We start from the raw sequence: 15,510 nt of genomic DNA, 5'->3' as shown, positions 1-15,510 counted from the left end.
CAGTGCTTGTCCATCGTCAGACGTTGTCCTTGAACCACGTCAGCGTGTCGTTCCAGGCGACCGTGGCCTGGGCTTCGATGTACCGCTCGCCGGTGTCGTTGTGGAAGGCGTGGTCCACTCCCGGGTACACCTTGATCTGGTGTTTGACTGTTGTGGCGGCCAGGGCATCCCGGAGCTGGGGCATGGCGCCGGTAATCCGAGCATCCTTTTCGGCGTAGACGCCAAAGACCGCCGGCTTGATGGTGGGAACCTTGGCAAGGTCCGGGGCAGGTCCGTAGAACGCGCTCGTTGCCTTGAGTCCGGAGATCTCAGTAGCTGCTTGCCACGTGATGCCGCCACCGAAGCAGAAACCAATCATGGCGATGCGTCCTTGCTCGACGTAGTCCTGGCCATTCAGATACTCGAAGGCTGCGGCGAAGTCAGATACGTGCCGTTGCGCGCCGGCCTGAGTCAGTGCACCGGGGACAGCGTCCGCATCCATGGAAGCCGTACCGCCTTCCCTGCTCAGCAGGTCGAGGGCCAATGCTGCGTAGCCCTCTTTGCCGAAGCGGCGGGCGACATCCTGGATATGCGGTGTGAGCCCACGGTTCTCGTGGCAGATCAGGACTGCGGGTCGGCTCTGGCTGCCCTCCGGCCGGGCAAGGTAGCCACTGATCTCGGTGCCGCCAGAATCGAACCTCACCATGGCCGTGGTCAGGCCGGCTGAGCCCTCAGGGACGGACAGCGGACTCTTGGCATTGGGCACGGCCGTCATGTTTCCAGGTGCGGCTGTGGACGAACCGGGTGTCTGGGTTGGCATCGGGTCCGTGCCCTTGGGCACCTCGTCCGGCGTGCAACCCACCAGTGTCATGGCCGCGGCGGCCGCAGTCATGCTTCCCATGATGAACGCCACCCGTCTGGTGAACGTCCGGTGCGTCATATCACCTGACCTGTAGTCATCGTAGAACTCCTCGATCAGGTACTTTTCGAACTTACCCAGCTGTGTCATGGTTCCGCCCTCCAGAAGCTGCCGAATATCCTCCCCTACCGGGAAGACGTGGGCAAGGACAGGAAGGTTCAGGGCCATGTCCTGAGGAGTCACCACAAGGCGGCCCGACGTTATTTTGTCGGTGCCTGCTGGGAGAGTGTGGGAATGGAGCAGAAACAGGAAAGTCAAGCGGGTGGTGCGGCAGCGTCTGTGGCTTCCCGCGCGCAAGTCGCTGCTCCCGACGCTCCCAGGACTCCTGAGACTCCCGGGGCTCCTGGGCGTGGTCTCTCTTTGCACGATCCTGCCGGGGCGGATTCTGCCTTGCTTGGCGCTGAAGCCAGCGCGGGTTCTGTCCTGCTTGGCGCTGAAGCCGGGGCGGATTCTGTCTTGCTTGGCGCTGAAGCTGGGGCCAGTGTCTCCACCGGCACGGTGTGTGCTGATCTGATCGATCAGTTGCGGGTGTTGGAGGACATGAAGTCGGCCATTTCCGGGCTGCAAGCCAAAATCGCTGTCGCGTTCGATCTTGCCCGCCGCCAGGAACAGGCCGAACGGGGTGTCCCGGCCGCGGAACGAGGCAACGGGGCCGCCGCGGAAGTGGCGTTGGCCCGGCGGGAATCGCCCACCAAGGGCTCCCGGCTCCTGGGGCTGGCCAAGGCCCTGGTCACCGAGATGCCGCGCACCATGGCCGCCCTGGACACCGGCCAGCTCAACGAATGGCGGGCCACCTTGCTCGTGAAGGAAACAGCCTGCCTCTCCGCCGAGGACCGGGCCGCGGTGGATGAAGAACTGGCCCCGGACACCGGGACCTTCACCGGCTCCGGGGACCGGGCCATCATCGCCGCAGCCAAAGCCGCCGCGTACCGGCGTGATCCACGCTCGGTCACCCAGCGCGCCAGCCGCGCCGCGAGCGAGCGGCGGGTGAGCCTCCGTCCGGCACCGGACACCATGACCCTCCTGACCGCCCTGCTCCCGGTCGCCCAAGGCGTCGCCGCGTACGCCGCGCTCACCCGTGCCGCCGATACCGCCCGCTCCACCGGGGACCCCCGCGCCCGGGGACAGGTCATGGCCGATACCCTGGTCCAACGCGTCACCGGCACGGCCGCAGGGATCTCCGGGGTCGAAGTCCAACTCGTGATGACCGACCGGACCCTCTTCCAAGGCGACAGCGAACCAGCCCGCCTCAAGGGCTACGGCACCGTCCCGGCCCAATGGGCCAGAACCCTCATCGGCGCCCAAGACACAGCAACAGCAGCAGGGTATGAACCCGCGGCAACCCACAAGTCCGCACCAGGCCAGGGGTCCGCGGCAACCCACAAGTCCGCACCAGACCAGGGGTCCTCGCCAACCCACGAACCGTCGCCGCCCCAGCCTGACTTCGGGGTCTGGGTCAGACGGCTCTACACCGCCCCGGACAGCGGCGAGCTGCTGGCCATGGACTCCAAGGCCCGGATCTTCCCTCCGCGGATGCGGCGCTTCATCGAAGCCCGCGACGACACCTGCCGCACCCCCTACTGCGACGCGCCCATCCGGCACATCGACCACATCGTCCCCTGGCGCTCCGGCGGAACAACCACCCTGGCCAACGGCTCCGGACTCTGCGAAGCCTGCAACCACACCAAAGAAAACCCCGGCTGGAGCACCACAACCACGCCCGCGAACCGGCACACCCTGGAAGTCCGTACCCCCACCGGTCACACCTACCACTCCAAAGCCCCACCCCTGCCAGGGCATCGACCCTCCAGAACGTAGTCGCCCGCGGCCACGCACCAAGTCACCGCCACCCCGAACGGCATCAGAGGGGGAAAGTCCCCACGGAGTTGGCCCACGCCGATTCCGCGGTCATGCTCTTCCGCATCGATCAGGCACAACGTGGACAAGGTAGGCGGGCCGACGCATTACAAGCCAAGTCGCCGACCGCGACGGTGATTCCCGCCGCTATTGATGCGCTCAAAGCCGCGCCTTCGGAGTAAACAGGTGGCCTCTTTGGGTTGGGGCATGGCGGAATTTGCAGAGGGCATGCCGCAGATACGTACCTTCGCTTTGCTCGCGCCCCTGGTCGCCATTCGAGACCCGTATTTCGAGCCCAGTCCATTCCACGCTGATCCTTATGCATTCCTCACGGCGTTCTCACCTTTGGATGCAGGGGAAATCAATCTCCACTTGCAGTGTTGAAGTGAGGTGCCATCGCAGGGCGTTCAGTTGCAGGGTCAATTCAGTCGAGCGAGAATACGTAATCCTTTAGTTCACCGACGAAGCGAGCTATGAAAATTCGAGGGAATTGCCCTCTTAAAATCAATGGCATTTCCCAATTGATCCAGTGGCGGCCGCATCCCCATAAGAATCGCTTGGCTAACAGCCGCAGTTTTTCCCTCCAATTCGGTAAGGACCTCTACTCTGCCTGGATAGTTGACCGGGTTCAGCCCTAAGAACCTGCCCGGAAACCACGTCCTTGCTGCCTCCGCTACGCAACGTGCCAGTTCCGCCCCTTCGGGCTGGCCGTCGTGAATGGTTGCCAGAAAAAGCAAGGGCCCCAGCCCTATACCAACATGGGCAACGTAACTCCTGCTGCGTCCCAGGAGGACGGATTGATGAGCGCCTGCTTCGAATATGCTCGATTCACAGAGCCCGACCTTCATATCACACGCAGTGGGGACTGTCTTTGACGCAAAAACCTCTTCGAACAAACGAATAGGTGCTCGTCCCTCAGGACTCAGATGAGTCCGCAAGAGTGCGCGCACGTAGAACCATAGACCAAGACGCTCCAAGCAGTGAGGTCTAAACGCAGCATCTCCAGACGCAAAAACCAACTGGCTAATCATGTCGGACGCTTCATCTTCTAGAGATTCGAGCCAGCCATGGTTGCAATCGCGGCAAACTGCCTTCAGCACCAGGTCAAACTGGCCTATCGGGCGCTTGCGCAGCGTGACTTTTTCGTTGAATTGTTCTGAAAACCATAGCTCGTCAGCCTTCGGGAATACCTTCTCGAACGATCGGCGAAGTATGTGTTCCTTGGAGCGCTTGCCGTCGGTACTGCCACAAAAAAGGCACCGAGTCGCAGGTTCCACTGACATGCAATGCAACCCTCCCGATTCCATCAGTCCAAACAAGTGAAGCCCAGCACCCTTCAGGTGCCGAGCCTCACTGCGACGCCAACCGGCCGTCGTTCATTAATTACCAGGGAAGAAGGGACTTAGAACTCCCAGTCCTCATCTTCCGTGTTGACAGCCTTGCCAATCACGTAGGAGGAGCCCGAGCCGGAGAAGAAGTCGTGGTTCTCGTCGGCGTTCGGGGACAGGGCCGACAGAATGGCCGGGTTCACGTCGGTAACGGAAGCCGGGAACATGGCCTCGTAGCCGAGGTTCATGAGGGCCTTGTTTGCGTTGTAGTGCAGGAACTTCTTGACGTCCTCGGCCAGGCCGACACCGTCGTAGAGGTCGTGCGTGTACTGGACTTCGTTCTCGTACAGCTCGAAGAGCAGTTCGAAAGTGTAGTCCTTGATTTCCTGCTTGCGGGCCTCGGAAGCCTTCTCCAAGCCCTTCTGGAACTTGTAGCCGATGTAGTAACCGTGCACAGCTTCGTCGCGGATGATGAGGCGAATGAGGTCGGCCGTGTTCGTGAGCTTGGCTCGCGAGGACCAGTACATGGGCAGGTAGAAGCCCGAGTAAAACAGGAAGCTCTCCAGCAGCGTGGAGGCTACCTTGCGCTTCAGGGGGTCGTCGCCCTGGTAGTAGTCCATGACGATCTGCGCCTTCTTCTGCAGGTTCTCGTTTTCGAGCGACCAGCGGAAAGCGTCGTCAATCTCCTTGGTGGAGCACAAGGTGGAGAAGATGGACGAGTAAGACTTGGCGTGCACCGATTCCATGAAGGCAATGTTGGTGTACACGGCCTCTTCATGCGGGGTGATCGCATCCGGAATCAGCGAAACAGCGCCGACGGTGCCCTGGATGGTGTCCAAAAGAGTGAGGCCAGTGAAAACGCGCATGGTGAGCTGCTGCTCTTCCGGCGTCAGTGTGTGCCACGACTGGACGTCGTTGGACAGCGGAACCTTTTCCGGGAGCCAGAAGTTGTTGACCAGTCGGTTCCAGACTTCCACGTCTTTGTCGTCCTGGATCTTGTTCCAGTTGATGGCCTCGACGTGGCTCAGCAGCTTGACCTTTTCGGTCATGTCATCCCCTTTTAGCGTTTGGGTTCTTTAAGGTAAGCGTACGACGGCGGGGAGTCCCCGCCGTCGTAAACTTTAGTTTTCAGTGCGGCAGCTGCCGCAATTTATCAACCGAAATCGGCTGATCACAACATGCAGCTAACGCAGCCTTCCACCTCCGTGCCCTCCAGAGCGAGCTGGCGGAGACGGATGTAGTAAAGCGTCTTGATGCCCTTGCGCCATGCGTAGATCTGCGCCTTGTTGATGTCACGCGTGGTGGCGGTGTCCTTGAAGAACAGCGTCAGGGACAGGCCCTGGTCCACGTGCTGCGTGGCAGCAGCGTAGGTGTCGATGATCTTCTCGTAGCCGATTTCGTAGGCATCCTGGTAGTACTCCAGGTTGTCGTTGGTCAGGTACGGAGCCGGGTAGTAGACGCGGCCGATCTTGCCTTCCTTGCGGATTTCGATCTTGGCGGCCACCGGGTGGATCGACGACGTCGAGTTGTTGATGTAGCTGATGGAACCGGTAGGCGGCACGGCCTGCAGGTTCTGGTTGTAGATGCCGTGCTCCATGACGGAAGCCTTGAGCTCGCGCCAGTCATCCTGCGTGGGGATGTGGTGGCCGGCGAAGAGCTCCTGGACGCGCTCCGTTGCCGGAACCCATTCCTGCTCGGTGTACTTGTCGAAGAACTCGCCGCTTGCGTACGTGGACTTCTCGAAGCCGCCGAACTGCTGGCCGGTTTCAATGGCGAGCCTGTTGGAGGCGCGCAGAGCGTGGAACAGCACCGTGTAGAAGTAGATGTTGGTGAAGTCCAGGCCCTCTTCGGAACCATAGTGGACGTGCTCGCGGGCCAGGTAGCCATGCAGGTTCATCTGACCCAGGCCAATCGCGTGGCTCTGGGCGTTGCCCTGCGCGATGGACGGCACGGAGTTGATGTAGGACATGTCAGACACAGCGCTGAGGGCCCGGATGGAGGTTTCGATCGACAGACCAAAGTCCGGCGAATCCATGGTCTTGGCGATGTTCATGGAACCGAGGTTGCAGGAAATGTCCTTGCCCACGGTCTCGTAGCTCAGGTCCTCGGCGTAGATGGACGGCGAGGAAACCTGCAGGATCTCGGAGCACAGGTTGCTCATGGTGATCTTGCCATCGATCGGGTTGGCCCGGTTCACGGTGTCCTCGAACATGATGTACGGGTAGCCGGACTCGAACTGGATCTCCGCGAGGGTCTGGAAGAACTCGCGGGCACTGATCTTGGTCTTCTTGATCCGGGAATCGTCAACCATCTCGTAGTACTTCTCCGTGACGGAAATGTCGGAGAAGGGGACTCCGTAGACGCGCTCGACGTCGTACGGGGAGAAGAGGTACATGTCCTCGTTCTTCTTGGCGAGCTCGAACGTGATGTCCGGGACGACGACACCCAAGGAGAGCGTCTTGATGCGGATCTTCTCGTCGGCGTTCTCGCGCTTGGTGTCCAGGAAGCGGTGGATGTCCGGGTGGTGGGCGTGCAGGTAAACGGCACCTGCACCCTGACGGGCACCGAGCTGGTTGGCGTAGGAGAAGCTGTCTTCGAGGAGCTTCATCACGGGGATGACACCTGAGGACTGGTTCTCGATCTGCTTGATCGGGGCGCCGTGCTCGCGGATGTTGGTGAGCGAGAGCGCAACACCGCCGCCACGCTTGGAGAGCTGCAGCGCCGAGTTGATGGCGCGTGCGATCGACTCCATGTTGTCTTCAATACGGAGCAGGAAGCAGGAGACGAGTTCGCCACGCTGTGCCTTGCCGGCGTTGAGGAAGGTCGGAGTGGCCGGCTGGAAACGGCCGTCGATGATCTCGTCAACGAGGCGGTTGGCCAGCTCTTCGTTGCCACGGGCAAGGTGCAGGGCAACCATGCAGACGCGGTCTTCGTAGCGCTCAAGAAACCGCTTGCCGTCAAAAGTCTTCAGCGTGTAGGACGTGTAGAACTTGAAGGCGCCCAGGAAGGTCTCGAAGCGGAACTTCTTCTTGTACGCGCGGTTGAAGAGATCGCGGATGAAGTTCATGGTGTACTGGTCGAGCGTCTCGCGCTCGTAGTACTGGTTCTTCACCAGGTAATCCAGCTTCTCTTCCAGGTCGTGGAAGAACACGGTGTTGTTGTTCACGTGCTGCAGGAAGTACTGGTGCGCGGCCTCACGGTCGGCTTCGAACTGGATCTCGCCATTCGGGCCATACAGGTTCAGCATGGCATTGAGCTCGTGGTAGCCAAGACCCTTATAGGCCTCCGGCAGTGGCTTCTTGGCCGTGTCCACAGCGCCCCCGGTTACTTCTGTTTCTGCGACAGTTGTGTCCAAAACTTTTCCAATCCTTGATCGACCCGATCGACGTCTTCCGGCGTCCCCATGAGTTCAAACCTGTAGAGATGCGGCACTTTGCATTTGACGGAGATGATGTCTCCCGCTGCGCAATAGTTGTCCGCGAAGTTGGTGTTTCCCGCACCGATCACTCCGCGGATCAGTTCCCTGTTCCGCGGGTTGTTCAGAAACCTGATGACCTGCTTTGGCACTGAGCCTTCACCGTTTGTACCGCCATAAGTCGGCAGTACAAGGACGTAGGGTTCCTGTGCTTCAAGCGGCGCATCCTTCGCGTGGAGAGGAATGCGCGCTGCATCCCTGCCCAGTTTCTGGACAAAGCGCTTGGTGTTCTCAGATGTCGAGGAAAAGTAGATGAGGTGACTCCTCGTGGTGACAGCTTCCGTCTCATTGCGTACGGTTGCCGCTGCCAGCGCTGTCATGGGAGTCACCTCGCCTACATAGGAATTCTTCTCGTGCTGTGGTGGCGAAGTCCGAATCGGAACTTAGGCCACGGAGGAAACGGCCTGGGCCAGTTCCTCGATCTTGTCGGGGCGGAAACCGGACCAGTGGTCCTGCTCGGTCACGACAACGGGAGCCTGCATGTAGCCCAGCGCCTTGAGGCGCTCAAGGGCCTCGGCATCCTGGGAGATGTCGACACTCTGGTAGGCAATGCCCTTCTTGTCGAGTGCCCGGTAGGTTGCGTTGCACTGAACACAGGCCGGCTTCGTGTAAACCGTTACGGTCATGATCCCTGTCCCCTTAGTTGAAGTCTGTCGCTCTTCGTATCTGGCGGGCTCAACCGGAACTTATTACTGAATCCGATACCGGCCCGCGGGCTGCCGTGACAGCCAACACGCTCTGTTTGGTCTTGTGCTGGTTTCCCGCTCAATCCGTAAACCGATACTACATGTAGTGCAAGCGCCTCGCCGGGACCCCAAGATGATGTATTACAAGTATGTCATTTAATGCACCGGTCGTCCACAGGTCAGGTGGCTCAAAATGTCCGTAATTCCGCCAAAGTGAGAGATGAAATCCACACCCTGTGGACTACTTAGCCACATTTAATCTCCCGCGTGTCGCTCAGCTACGGCGTGTCGTGACACTTTGAAAACGACGCCAAACGGCACCAAAAGGAGGCCTGGACCACAGCGCCAGAGGGACGCGGAGACCAGGCTCACAGTCACGCCGACCCGCAAGCTTTCCTGTTGCAAATTCCCGGAGTACGGTGTCACTGGCGCCTCAAAGGGCCCCACTCCCCCGCGTTCGCGGGAAGAACTGAGCAAAAGGACAGCTGATGGTCAACCTTCTCCACCTCCGGACCCTCATGGAAGTGACCCGGCTCGGCTCATTTGCCGCCGCAGCCACCCAGCTGGGCTACACAGCCTCGGCAGTCTCCCAACAGATGGCCGCGCTGGAACGCGATACCGGCGTCGAGCTCTTCCACCGCTCCGCCCGGAGCGTTGTCCCCACCGACGCCGCGGTAACCATGACCCGCCACGCGTCCAAGGTGCTGACCGACGTCGAAGCGCTGCTGGCGGCAGCATCAAGGACCAATGACTCACCGGCCCAGGAACTGCGGCTGGGCATCTTCCCGAGCCTCGCAACGTACGTGCTGCCGGACATCCTGCGAAATGAGCGCTGGAACGGGCTCGGGATCGAGCTGCGAGTGTCAGTGGCCGAGCCCGCCCAAACCATCCAGGGGCTGCGCAGTGGAGGCGAACTTGATGTGGCGCTCGTCTACCAAGTGGGCCAATCGGGATTGGCATGGCCGCACTCGTTGGAAAGGCAATGGATTGGCGACGACGATTTCCGGGTTGTGCTCCCTGCGTCCTGGAAGTTCCGCGAGGATGCCGAAATCGAGGCAGCCCACCTTTCGGACATGCCGTGGATCGTCCACCATCCCGGCACGAGCGATGCCCTGGTCATCGAACGCCTGTTCGCCAGTTGCAACCTCCATCCCCGCGTGGTGGCCTACAGCGACGACTTTCACGCGAGCCTCGAGATGACTGCTGCAGGCCTGGGCGCCTCGCTGGTACCGGAACTTGCACTGCGGCACCGGCCGCCCGGCGTCGTGGTCCTTGACGTTCCTGACATCCGGCTGGCCCGCAACGTCTTTGCCCTGCTCATCAACGAGAAGCGCACTGCGCAAGTGCAGTTGTTCACGCAACTCCTAGCAGACACGCTTCGCAGCATCTCCGGAAAGGGCAGTCAACAACCCCTGAAATCCGCGCCTGTCAAGGGTCTTGGCCGCCGCGTGTGAATTAGTCCCAAGTGCTGGAACACTCCGGTGCTTGGGGTTAGATTGATCACATGGGCAAGGTAGCGAGCAAACACTTTGGGGAGATCGAGCTCAACCACGGGCGGGAACATTGTTATGTTGCCTCGCACGAGCTGGGTGGAAATCAGCTGGAGCTTGACCTCAACGTCACGGCGCACGACCACTTCGATGAGGCGGCCATGCACAAGGTGGACTACCGATTGCGTTACCTACCCGAGCTGGTGGAGCAAGTCAGGGACATGATCGCCGAGGAGCTGGACCAGGACGGCACCAACTCCCAACAGTTCCTGCACTTCCATTCGACGCAGCTCAAGGAAGAGCAACTCGAGGCCGTCTTCGGAGTGCGCGAGAAAACCCAGCTCACCAATGAAGTCTTCCTCAACGCACTCAAGCTGGGTCATGTAGGCATCTACCCCGGGCAACCCGAGCGCTACTTCGTGCTGGACTTCACACTCGGGTCCCACTTCACGGACGAACTCCTGGTGGTCGCCGCTGATGAAGACGGCGTGGTGGATGACGAAATCCTCTGGGAGTCCTGAGGGCACGCAAAGACGAAAGACTGAGGCAACGACGTCGTGGCCCACACTGGGCGACGCGGGCTGCCTTGTGGGGTAGGCAGCAACTCCGACGGCAATCTTGCCGGCGCAAAGAAGAGCCGAGCGACACTGCTCCACGACGCCTCATTGGTGAATATTGTTCGTCCAATTGCCTACCATGGGCGATCCACGCCCTGACCGTCCGGGGACCGAAGGTATTGCTCCCTTTCCTGGCCTTGGGCCCGCTCCCGCTGGGCCTGTTGCGCCTTCTCCCCCAATTGGTGCAGTTGTTCCTGTTCCGCCGGGGCCCGCGCCGCCTGATCCTGGGCATCATGTGGACGGCCGTCCGCGGCTCGGCTGCTGCCCAGCTTGGCATTGAGTCGATCCTGTGCCGCGGAAAGGCTTTGGCCTTCGCCGGCTGTGTTCGCCGCACCGGGCCGTCGGCACCCAGCCGGTGACTCCGCGAGCACGCCAAGTCCTTCCGTATACAGCAAGGCCGCGTCCTCCTCCGTCTTCGCAGCGTCGCCCAACTTTTCAATGCTCAGGACCAGGTTGACGCGCACTTTGCACTCGTCGGCGCCCGCCCCTAGCTGCAAGGACGCCTCGAAATCACGCCGTGCGGCTTCGAAGTCGCTTGCCAGGACATGCGCGTCGCCCGAGGCGAAAAGCGCTTTGTGTGGCTCTACCACGTTTGCCACGCCAAGGCTGGACGCGGCTTGGAGTACCTCTGAGGACCGCCCCGCCGCGAAACCGTCCGTGGCGGTGGCACTCAGTGGACCGACACTCAGGAGTTTCACTGCCACGGCGAGCGCCAGCACAGCCGGCACCGCGGACCACAGCGCAAGCCGCCGGCGTCGGCGTCGAACGTCGCTTCCTCCAGCGCCGGTCATGCCACTTTCCCCAGTTCCCGGAGAGCAGCGACGTGCCGCAGGGGTTCACGCAGTGCAAGCAAAAACGCCGCCAAAGCTAAGGTCCAATAGAGCTCCAAGCGGCCCGGTCCATCGCCCGCGGTTGTTGTCAGCGCCCCGGGCCGGGACTTGGCGAGCATGTCCGACGTTGACTCTGCGCCCGTTCGGTGTACGTAGGGAATGTTCAGCTGCAAGGCGATGGCTGCCAACTGGTCTTCGTCGATCCTGGAGATTGCGTCCCGGGAATCGCCTGTGCTTCGGTCCTGGACGTATCCGGCGTCCGGGTCTGATGGGTCCTTCATGCGTCCTCCCCCGGTGCTGCCGTAACCCAGGACTGCTCCGCCGGCCACGCTCGAGGCATCAACCGGCACCCGCTGGGGCGCTTCAACACTCGTGTTCTCCCCATCCCCCGCGTAGAACACGAGAGCTGGCCTGCCCGGATGTTGCTCCTTGGCGGCCGCGAGCCTCTCCTTGAGGAGCTGGCCCGCCGCGGTCACGCTGGTTCCGTGGGCAAAGCGGGGGGTTTGCGGTTGGAGAGTGGTCATGGCCGTCTGGAGCGCGGTGGCGTCCTGGCTCAACGGCATGCGGACAGTGGTCTTGCTGTCGAAAGTGATCAGGGCGAATTTCGCCCCTGCAAGTTCTTTGGCGATGGCCAGCACGTCCTTCTTGACCCCTGCCAAGCGCGTGTCGGTTCCGTGGTGGTCCTCGGCCGCCATGCTGGAGCTGGTGTCCACGACGAAGAAAACGTCCACATCCGCCGTCGCGAGCTGCTCTTCGCCGGCGGGCACGCCGGGTCGCAGTGCGGCGAGGAGCAGAAGCGCAACGACGACGGCCCTCACCACGGCGGCCTTCCGCCTCAGCGTCGATTGACCCGGCCGCAGGACCATCCACGCAGTGAAGGCCACAGCGGCTACCGCCACGGTTACGAGAAATGGCCAGGCGATGATGGGGCTGAACGTCATCGGTCCACCCGCCATCCCAGGACCAGCATTCCGGCGCCCGCGAGCAGCGCGATGAACAACGGCCAAGCCGGCGCATCCGCGACTATTGCGCTGGGAGCTGCCTGGTAGCTTGTGGCTTCGCTTTCCTGGACTTTTTGGACGATGCCCGGGACGGCGTCCGGCGCACCGGAGGAGTGGTACGTGCCGCCGGTGCCTTCGGCGACCGCTCTGAGCCGTGTGCCTGGCTGGTCCGATTGGGTGCCGTCATCGAAGTCGCTGGGGTTGAGCGCGTGCACCTTGACTCCTTTGGCCTGCGCAAGGGTTCCAGCCTGTTCCAGCGTGAAGATGGATTCACCGGAAACAAAGTTGTCCGTCGCCAGCACCACGGACCGCGAGCGCTTGGTGTCGTCCTCAGTGGTGAAGCTTTGCACGCAGGACGCCAGGCCGTCGCCGATGAGCGAGGACCCGCCTCCGTTCCATGTGCCATCGAAGAACGATCCCCCTCCGTCGTCGAGTGACTCCTTCGCAGAAGCGAGCTGTTCCACCACGTAGTTGTAGTCGTCCGTCAGGGGGAACAGCTGGACGCTGCTGCTGTCGAAGATGACCATGCCGATGCGTTCCCCGTCGAATTCCCGGGCCAGTTGGTGGAACACCCCGGCAAGGGCGGCATCGGTGCTGGTCATTGAGCCGGAGACGTCCAAACACAGGACGATGTCCCGGTTGCGCTTTTCGGGCTCCAACGTGGTGCGCTGGACGGGGCGGGCGGCGGCCGTTGCAGTCGCCATGAGGAACACGGACCCCACTGCAATGGTGGCGATCAAACTGGTGCGGTACCGGCGGGCGGCCCGCTGGTACTCCGGCAGCCCTGTCAGCCGTTCACCGTGGGCAATGGCCCTTGCCGGTGATGGACGACTGCGGCGATGCAGCCAGGCAGCGAGTGCCGCAGTCAGCGCGGCAAGGGGAAGGATCCACCAGAACATCAGTTCCATGTGCGGACGGCCTGCCTTGCTGCGTCGGCCGAGTCCGGCACACTGTGGACGGGTGCCGGCGCAAATTCGTTGGGGTAGATCCCGGCGATGCCCGCAGCAACCGGTTCCAGACCGTTGTGCCGCAATTCTTCCAGGGTCATGGACGTGACCCGAAGTCCCGTGGCGGTTCCAGCGAATTCCCGCACCAGGCGGCTGAGTTCCTGGTGCGCGGCCCGCTCGGGCAAGCGTCCGGCGTCGGCATCCGAAACCACAGCGTCGATCGCGGCGAGGCATTGCGAGCGCAAGCGCGAAAGGTCCGGCTGCTGCAAAGATGAGGCTTGTGGCCTGGGGCGGGGAGATGGCCGGAGGATCCAGGCGTACCAGCCAGCTACGAGGACCAGCAATGCCAAACCCAGCCACATCCACAGTGGTTGGTATTGAAGCGGTGCGTAGAAGCCTGCCTCATCCTGCACGGCGTCCACCCTTCGCCAGGTAAAGTCCGCCGAGGGCGCGCGAACGGTGCTGCTCAAGAAGAGCGAATACTTTCCCAACCACATCTGCCGTGCCGCCGATTTGCTGTTCGGCAATCCTGAGCCGCCGGAAGACGTCACTGCGCCGTCTCCCGCGCTCGCGCATGGCGGCAGCGTAGGCCGCCTGCACCGCCGCTTGCGCCGCCAGCTTTCCGGCGATGCGGGAACCATTCACGACGTCGGTGCTGTCCGTCTGGTCGCTGTCCCTTTGGCCTCCGGACCGGGAACCGGCTGCCGGCGCGAGGTCCGCGTCACGGATGGTCAGCCACAGTACTTCGTGCCGGGCGCGGAGCCGGCGCAGGAGTGCCTCCACGGTAGGATCCGGCATGAACTCGTCGGCGACGGCAACGATCAGCAACCGCCCTTTGAGATATCTCAGGACATAGTCAATCTGGTGGGCGATTCCGCTGGGTGGCGCGTCCAGGGCGGTGCTTGAATCGATGTCCCGCAGCAGCCGTTCGAGGTGTTCCTCTCCACTGCGTGGCGGGACGAACCGGGAAGCTGTGGCCGTGCCATGGCGAAGGCCTACGTCGTCGCCGTGGCGGCAGGCGAGGTATCCCAGGACACCCGCCGCCTGCACGGCAATATCCTTCTTGGATTCTCCGGACGCTCCCTGCGCAGCCATGTTTCGCCCGGTATCCACCAAGAGCAGGACAGCATGCCGGCGGACAGCAACGTATCGCTTGACCAGCGGGGACCCGTGCCGTGCAGTGGCTTTCCAGTCGATGTCCCGGACTTCGTCACCGGGAACATAAGCCCGGAGTTCGTCGAAGTCCAGGCTGCGGCCTTTGAAGACGGAACCGTACTCGCCGTCGAGGAGTGCAAGGGTCCTGCGGTGGGCGGCGATGAACATCTTCGACTTGATGCGTCGTAGGAGGCTGGGCACAGGACTGCTCCGCTATGGGGTCTGGACCGACGCCAGAACAGCGTCAATGATCGTTTCCACGCCGATGCCCTCCACAACGGCGTCAAAGCCAAGGACTATTCGGTGGCGCAGGATGCGGTGAGCCAGGTTCTTGACGTCCTCGGGGATCACGTGGTCCCGTCCGTTCATCAAGGCCAGTGCCCTTGCTGCTTGGCTGAACGCGATGCTCGCGCGGGGACTGGCACCGAACTCAACCAGGGCCGCGAGGTGTGGTTCGAGGTATTGGGCGGCGTTACGCGTCACGTAGGCGACGCCGACGATGTAGCGAACAATGGCAGGATCAATGTAGACCCTGCGGACGAGCTCCTGAATCTGGAGGACGGCGTCCAGGGAGGCCGCTGCAGGCGGCCTTTGAGCTGCGCTGAACACGCCCGCGTCGATCCGCCGGATGATCTCTGCTTCCTCGGCCGGAGTGGGATAGTCCAGGACGTCCTTGATCATGAAGCGGTCCATCTGCGCTTCAGGAAGGCGGTACGTACCTTCCTGTTCGATCGGGTTCTGTGTGGCCAGGACCAGGAAGGGGTCGGGCAGCGGGTAGGACTCGCCGCCGATGGAGGTTTGCCGTTCCTGCATGGCCTCCAACATGGCGCTCTGCGTCTTGGCACTGGACCGGTTGATCTCGTCGAGCAGCACAATGTTGGCGTGGACGGGTCCTAACTGCGTGACGAAAGTTCCTTTGGCGGCGTCGAAGATCTGGGTGCCGGCGATGTCGCTGGGGAGAAGGTCGGGGGTGCATTGAATGCGGCGGAACTCAGCGCTCACCGTTTCAGCGATTGTCTGGGCAGCCGTGGTCTTGGCCAGGCCGGGGACGCTTTCCAGCAGGATGTGCCCACCGGTCAGGAGCCCGATCAGCAAGGTCTCCTCCAGGCGGCTTTGGCCTACAACTTTGTGCTCGAAGCTGCGGGAGATACGGCCTACGAGCTGTTGGGCGCGGGCCATGTCCGGTGCATCGATTCCGGCCGTGGCGGTGTTCTGAAGCACTCGTG

At 62.0% G+C, this 15,510-nt stretch carries 15 protein-coding genes and 1 pseudogene; 3 read left to right on the top strand and 13 right to left on the bottom strand.

The window, feature by feature from the left end; all coding sequences use genetic code 11:
- Positions 1-16 precede the first annotated feature (16 nt).
- On the bottom strand, positions 17-1,066 hold the full coding sequence (locus ACIQC5_RS14425) for a dienelactone hydrolase family protein (protein WP_400283454.1): 1,050 nt from the start codon (positions 1,064-1,066) through the stop codon (positions 17-19).
- 66 nt (positions 1,067-1,132) lie between these two features.
- On the opposite strand from ACIQC5_RS14425, the gene ACIQC5_RS14420 reads away from it, so the two are divergent.
- Complete coding sequence (locus ACIQC5_RS14420) at positions 1,133-2,716, top strand: DUF222 domain-containing protein (RefSeq protein WP_400283452.1); 1,584 nt, start codon at positions 1,133-1,135, stop codon at positions 2,714-2,716.
- A 494-nt stretch (positions 2,717-3,210) separates the two neighbouring features.
- On the opposite strand, the gene ACIQC5_RS14415 is transcribed toward ACIQC5_RS14420, so the two are convergent.
- The 5 genes from ACIQC5_RS14415 to nrdH form a co-directional block, all read right to left on the bottom strand.
- The gene (locus ACIQC5_RS14415) at positions 3,211-4,038 is read right to left on the bottom strand and encodes a hypothetical protein (RefSeq protein WP_400283449.1); all 828 of its coding nucleotides are present in this window, start codon (positions 4,036-4,038) and stop codon (positions 3,211-3,213) included.
- A gap of 119 nt (positions 4,039-4,157) precedes the next feature.
- Positions 4,158-5,132 carry a class 1b ribonucleoside-diphosphate reductase subunit beta gene (nrdF, locus tag ACIQC5_RS14410; RefSeq protein WP_400283446.1) on the bottom strand — a complete coding sequence of 325 codons (975 nt, stop codon included), beginning with the start codon at positions 5,130-5,132 and terminating at the stop codon, positions 4,158-4,160.
- A gap of 122 nt (positions 5,133-5,254) precedes the next feature.
- On the bottom strand, positions 5,255-7,396 hold the full coding sequence (nrdE, locus tag ACIQC5_RS14405) for a class 1b ribonucleoside-diphosphate reductase subunit alpha (RefSeq protein WP_400283882.1): 2,142 nt from the start codon (positions 7,394-7,396) through the stop codon (positions 5,255-5,257).
- Between the two features lie 11 nt (positions 7,397-7,407).
- Positions 7,408-7,878: a class Ib ribonucleoside-diphosphate reductase assembly flavoprotein NrdI gene (gene nrdI, locus ACIQC5_RS14400; protein WP_400283444.1), complete on the bottom strand. Its 471-nt coding sequence runs from the start codon at positions 7,876-7,878 to the stop codon at positions 7,408-7,410.
- 63 nt (positions 7,879-7,941) lie between these two features.
- The gene (nrdH, locus tag ACIQC5_RS14395; RefSeq protein WP_011775022.1) at positions 7,942-8,184 is read right to left on the bottom strand and encodes a glutaredoxin-like protein NrdH; all 243 of its coding nucleotides are present in this window, start codon (positions 8,182-8,184) and stop codon (positions 7,942-7,944) included.
- Positions 8,185-8,732: 548 nt separating this feature from the next.
- On the opposite strand from nrdH, the gene ACIQC5_RS14390 reads away from it, so the two are divergent.
- Positions 8,733-9,698: a LysR family transcriptional regulator gene (locus ACIQC5_RS14390; protein ID WP_400283441.1), complete on the top strand. Its 966-nt coding sequence runs from the start codon at positions 8,733-8,735 to the stop codon at positions 9,696-9,698.
- 50 nt (positions 9,699-9,748) lie between these two features.
- Positions 9,749-10,255 (top strand): DUF2004 domain-containing protein, encoded by a 507-nt coding sequence (locus ACIQC5_RS14385; RefSeq protein ID WP_400283438.1) that lies wholly within the window; start codon positions 9,749-9,751, stop codon positions 10,253-10,255.
- A 30-nt stretch (positions 10,256-10,285) separates the two neighbouring features.
- Here ACIQC5_RS14385 and ACIQC5_RS14380 read toward each other — a convergent pair.
- The 7 genes and pseudogenes from ACIQC5_RS14380 to ACIQC5_RS14350 form a co-directional block, all read right to left on the bottom strand.
- Positions 10,286-10,390: pseudogene (locus ACIQC5_RS14380) on the bottom strand (5,10-methylenetetrahydrofolate reductase); the annotation flags it as partial.
- A gap of 35 nt (positions 10,391-10,425) precedes the next feature.
- Positions 10,426-11,142: a hypothetical protein gene (locus tag ACIQC5_RS14375; protein WP_400283435.1), complete on the bottom strand. Its 717-nt coding sequence runs from the start codon at positions 11,140-11,142 to the stop codon at positions 10,426-10,428.
- Positions 11,139-12,122, bottom strand: coding sequence for a VWA domain-containing protein (locus ACIQC5_RS14370; RefSeq protein WP_400283433.1), 984 nt, complete (start codon positions 12,120-12,122; stop codon positions 11,139-11,141). The genes ACIQC5_RS14375 and ACIQC5_RS14370 overlap by 4 nt, the downstream gene beginning before the upstream one ends.
- A complete protein-coding gene (locus ACIQC5_RS14365; protein WP_400283431.1) occupies positions 12,119-13,090 on the bottom strand; it encodes a VWA domain-containing protein in 972 nt (323 codons plus the stop codon). The genes ACIQC5_RS14370 and ACIQC5_RS14365 overlap by 4 nt, the downstream gene beginning before the upstream one ends.
- Positions 13,081-13,542 carry a hypothetical protein gene (locus ACIQC5_RS14360; protein WP_400283428.1) on the bottom strand — a complete coding sequence of 154 codons (462 nt, stop codon included), beginning with the start codon at positions 13,540-13,542 and terminating at the stop codon, positions 13,081-13,083. The genes ACIQC5_RS14365 and ACIQC5_RS14360 overlap by 10 nt, the downstream gene beginning before the upstream one ends.
- Complete coding sequence (locus ACIQC5_RS14355; protein WP_400283426.1) at positions 13,532-14,485, bottom strand: DUF58 domain-containing protein; 954 nt, start codon at positions 14,483-14,485, stop codon at positions 13,532-13,534. Before ACIQC5_RS14355 ends, ACIQC5_RS14360 begins: the two co-directional genes overlap by 11 nt.
- A gap of 12 nt (positions 14,486-14,497) precedes the next feature.
- Entirely contained in the window at positions 14,498-15,505 is a 1,008-nt protein-coding gene (locus tag ACIQC5_RS14350; protein ID WP_400283423.1) for an AAA family ATPase, read from the bottom strand.
- Positions 15,506-15,510 lie beyond the last annotated feature (5 nt).

Origin of the sequence: Paenarthrobacter sp. NPDC092416 (genome assembly GCF_044755025.1) — a bacterium.
In the GTDB taxonomy this organism is placed as follows: domain Bacteria; phylum Actinomycetota; class Actinomycetes; order Actinomycetales; family Micrococcaceae; genus Arthrobacter.
The sequence above is the reverse complement of the archived record's forward strand: the minus strand, read 5'-3'. Positions and strand labels throughout refer to the sequence as shown.

Coding starts and splice junctions, on each gene's coding strand:
- ACIQC5_RS14370 (WP_400283433.1), bottom strand. CDS start 12,122: ATGACGTTCAGCCCCATCATCGCCTGGCCATTTCTCGTAACCGTGGCG.
- nrdF (WP_400283446.1), bottom strand. CDS start 5,132: ATGACCGAAAAGGTCAAGCTGCTGAGCCACGTCGAGGCCATCAACTGG.
- ACIQC5_RS14390 (WP_400283441.1), top strand. CDS start 8,733: ATGGTCAACCTTCTCCACCTCCGGACCCTCATGGAAGTGACCCGGCTC.
- nrdH (WP_011775022.1), bottom strand. CDS start 8,184: ATGACCGTAACGGTTTACACGAAGCCGGCCTGTGTTCAGTGCAACGCA.
- ACIQC5_RS14415 (WP_400283449.1), bottom strand. CDS start 4,038: ATGTCAGTGGAACCTGCGACTCGGTGCCTTTTTTGTGGCAGTACCGAC.
- ACIQC5_RS14420 (WP_400283452.1), top strand. CDS start 1,133: ATGGAGCAGAAACAGGAAAGTCAAGCGGGTGGTGCGGCAGCGTCTGTG.
- ACIQC5_RS14385 (WP_400283438.1), top strand. CDS start 9,749: ATGGGCAAGGTAGCGAGCAAACACTTTGGGGAGATCGAGCTCAACCAC.
- ACIQC5_RS14425 (WP_400283454.1), bottom strand. CDS start 1,066: ATGGCCCTGAACCTTCCTGTCCTTGCCCACGTCTTCCCGGTAGGGGAG.
- nrdI (WP_400283444.1), bottom strand. CDS start 7,878: ATGACAGCGCTGGCAGCGGCAACCGTACGCAATGAGACGGAAGCTGTC.
- ACIQC5_RS14365 (WP_400283431.1), bottom strand. CDS start 13,090: ATGGAACTGATGTTCTGGTGGATCCTTCCCCTTGCCGCGCTGACTGCG.
- ACIQC5_RS14375 (WP_400283435.1), bottom strand. CDS start 11,142: ATGACCGGCGCTGGAGGAAGCGACGTTCGACGCCGACGCCGGCGGCTT.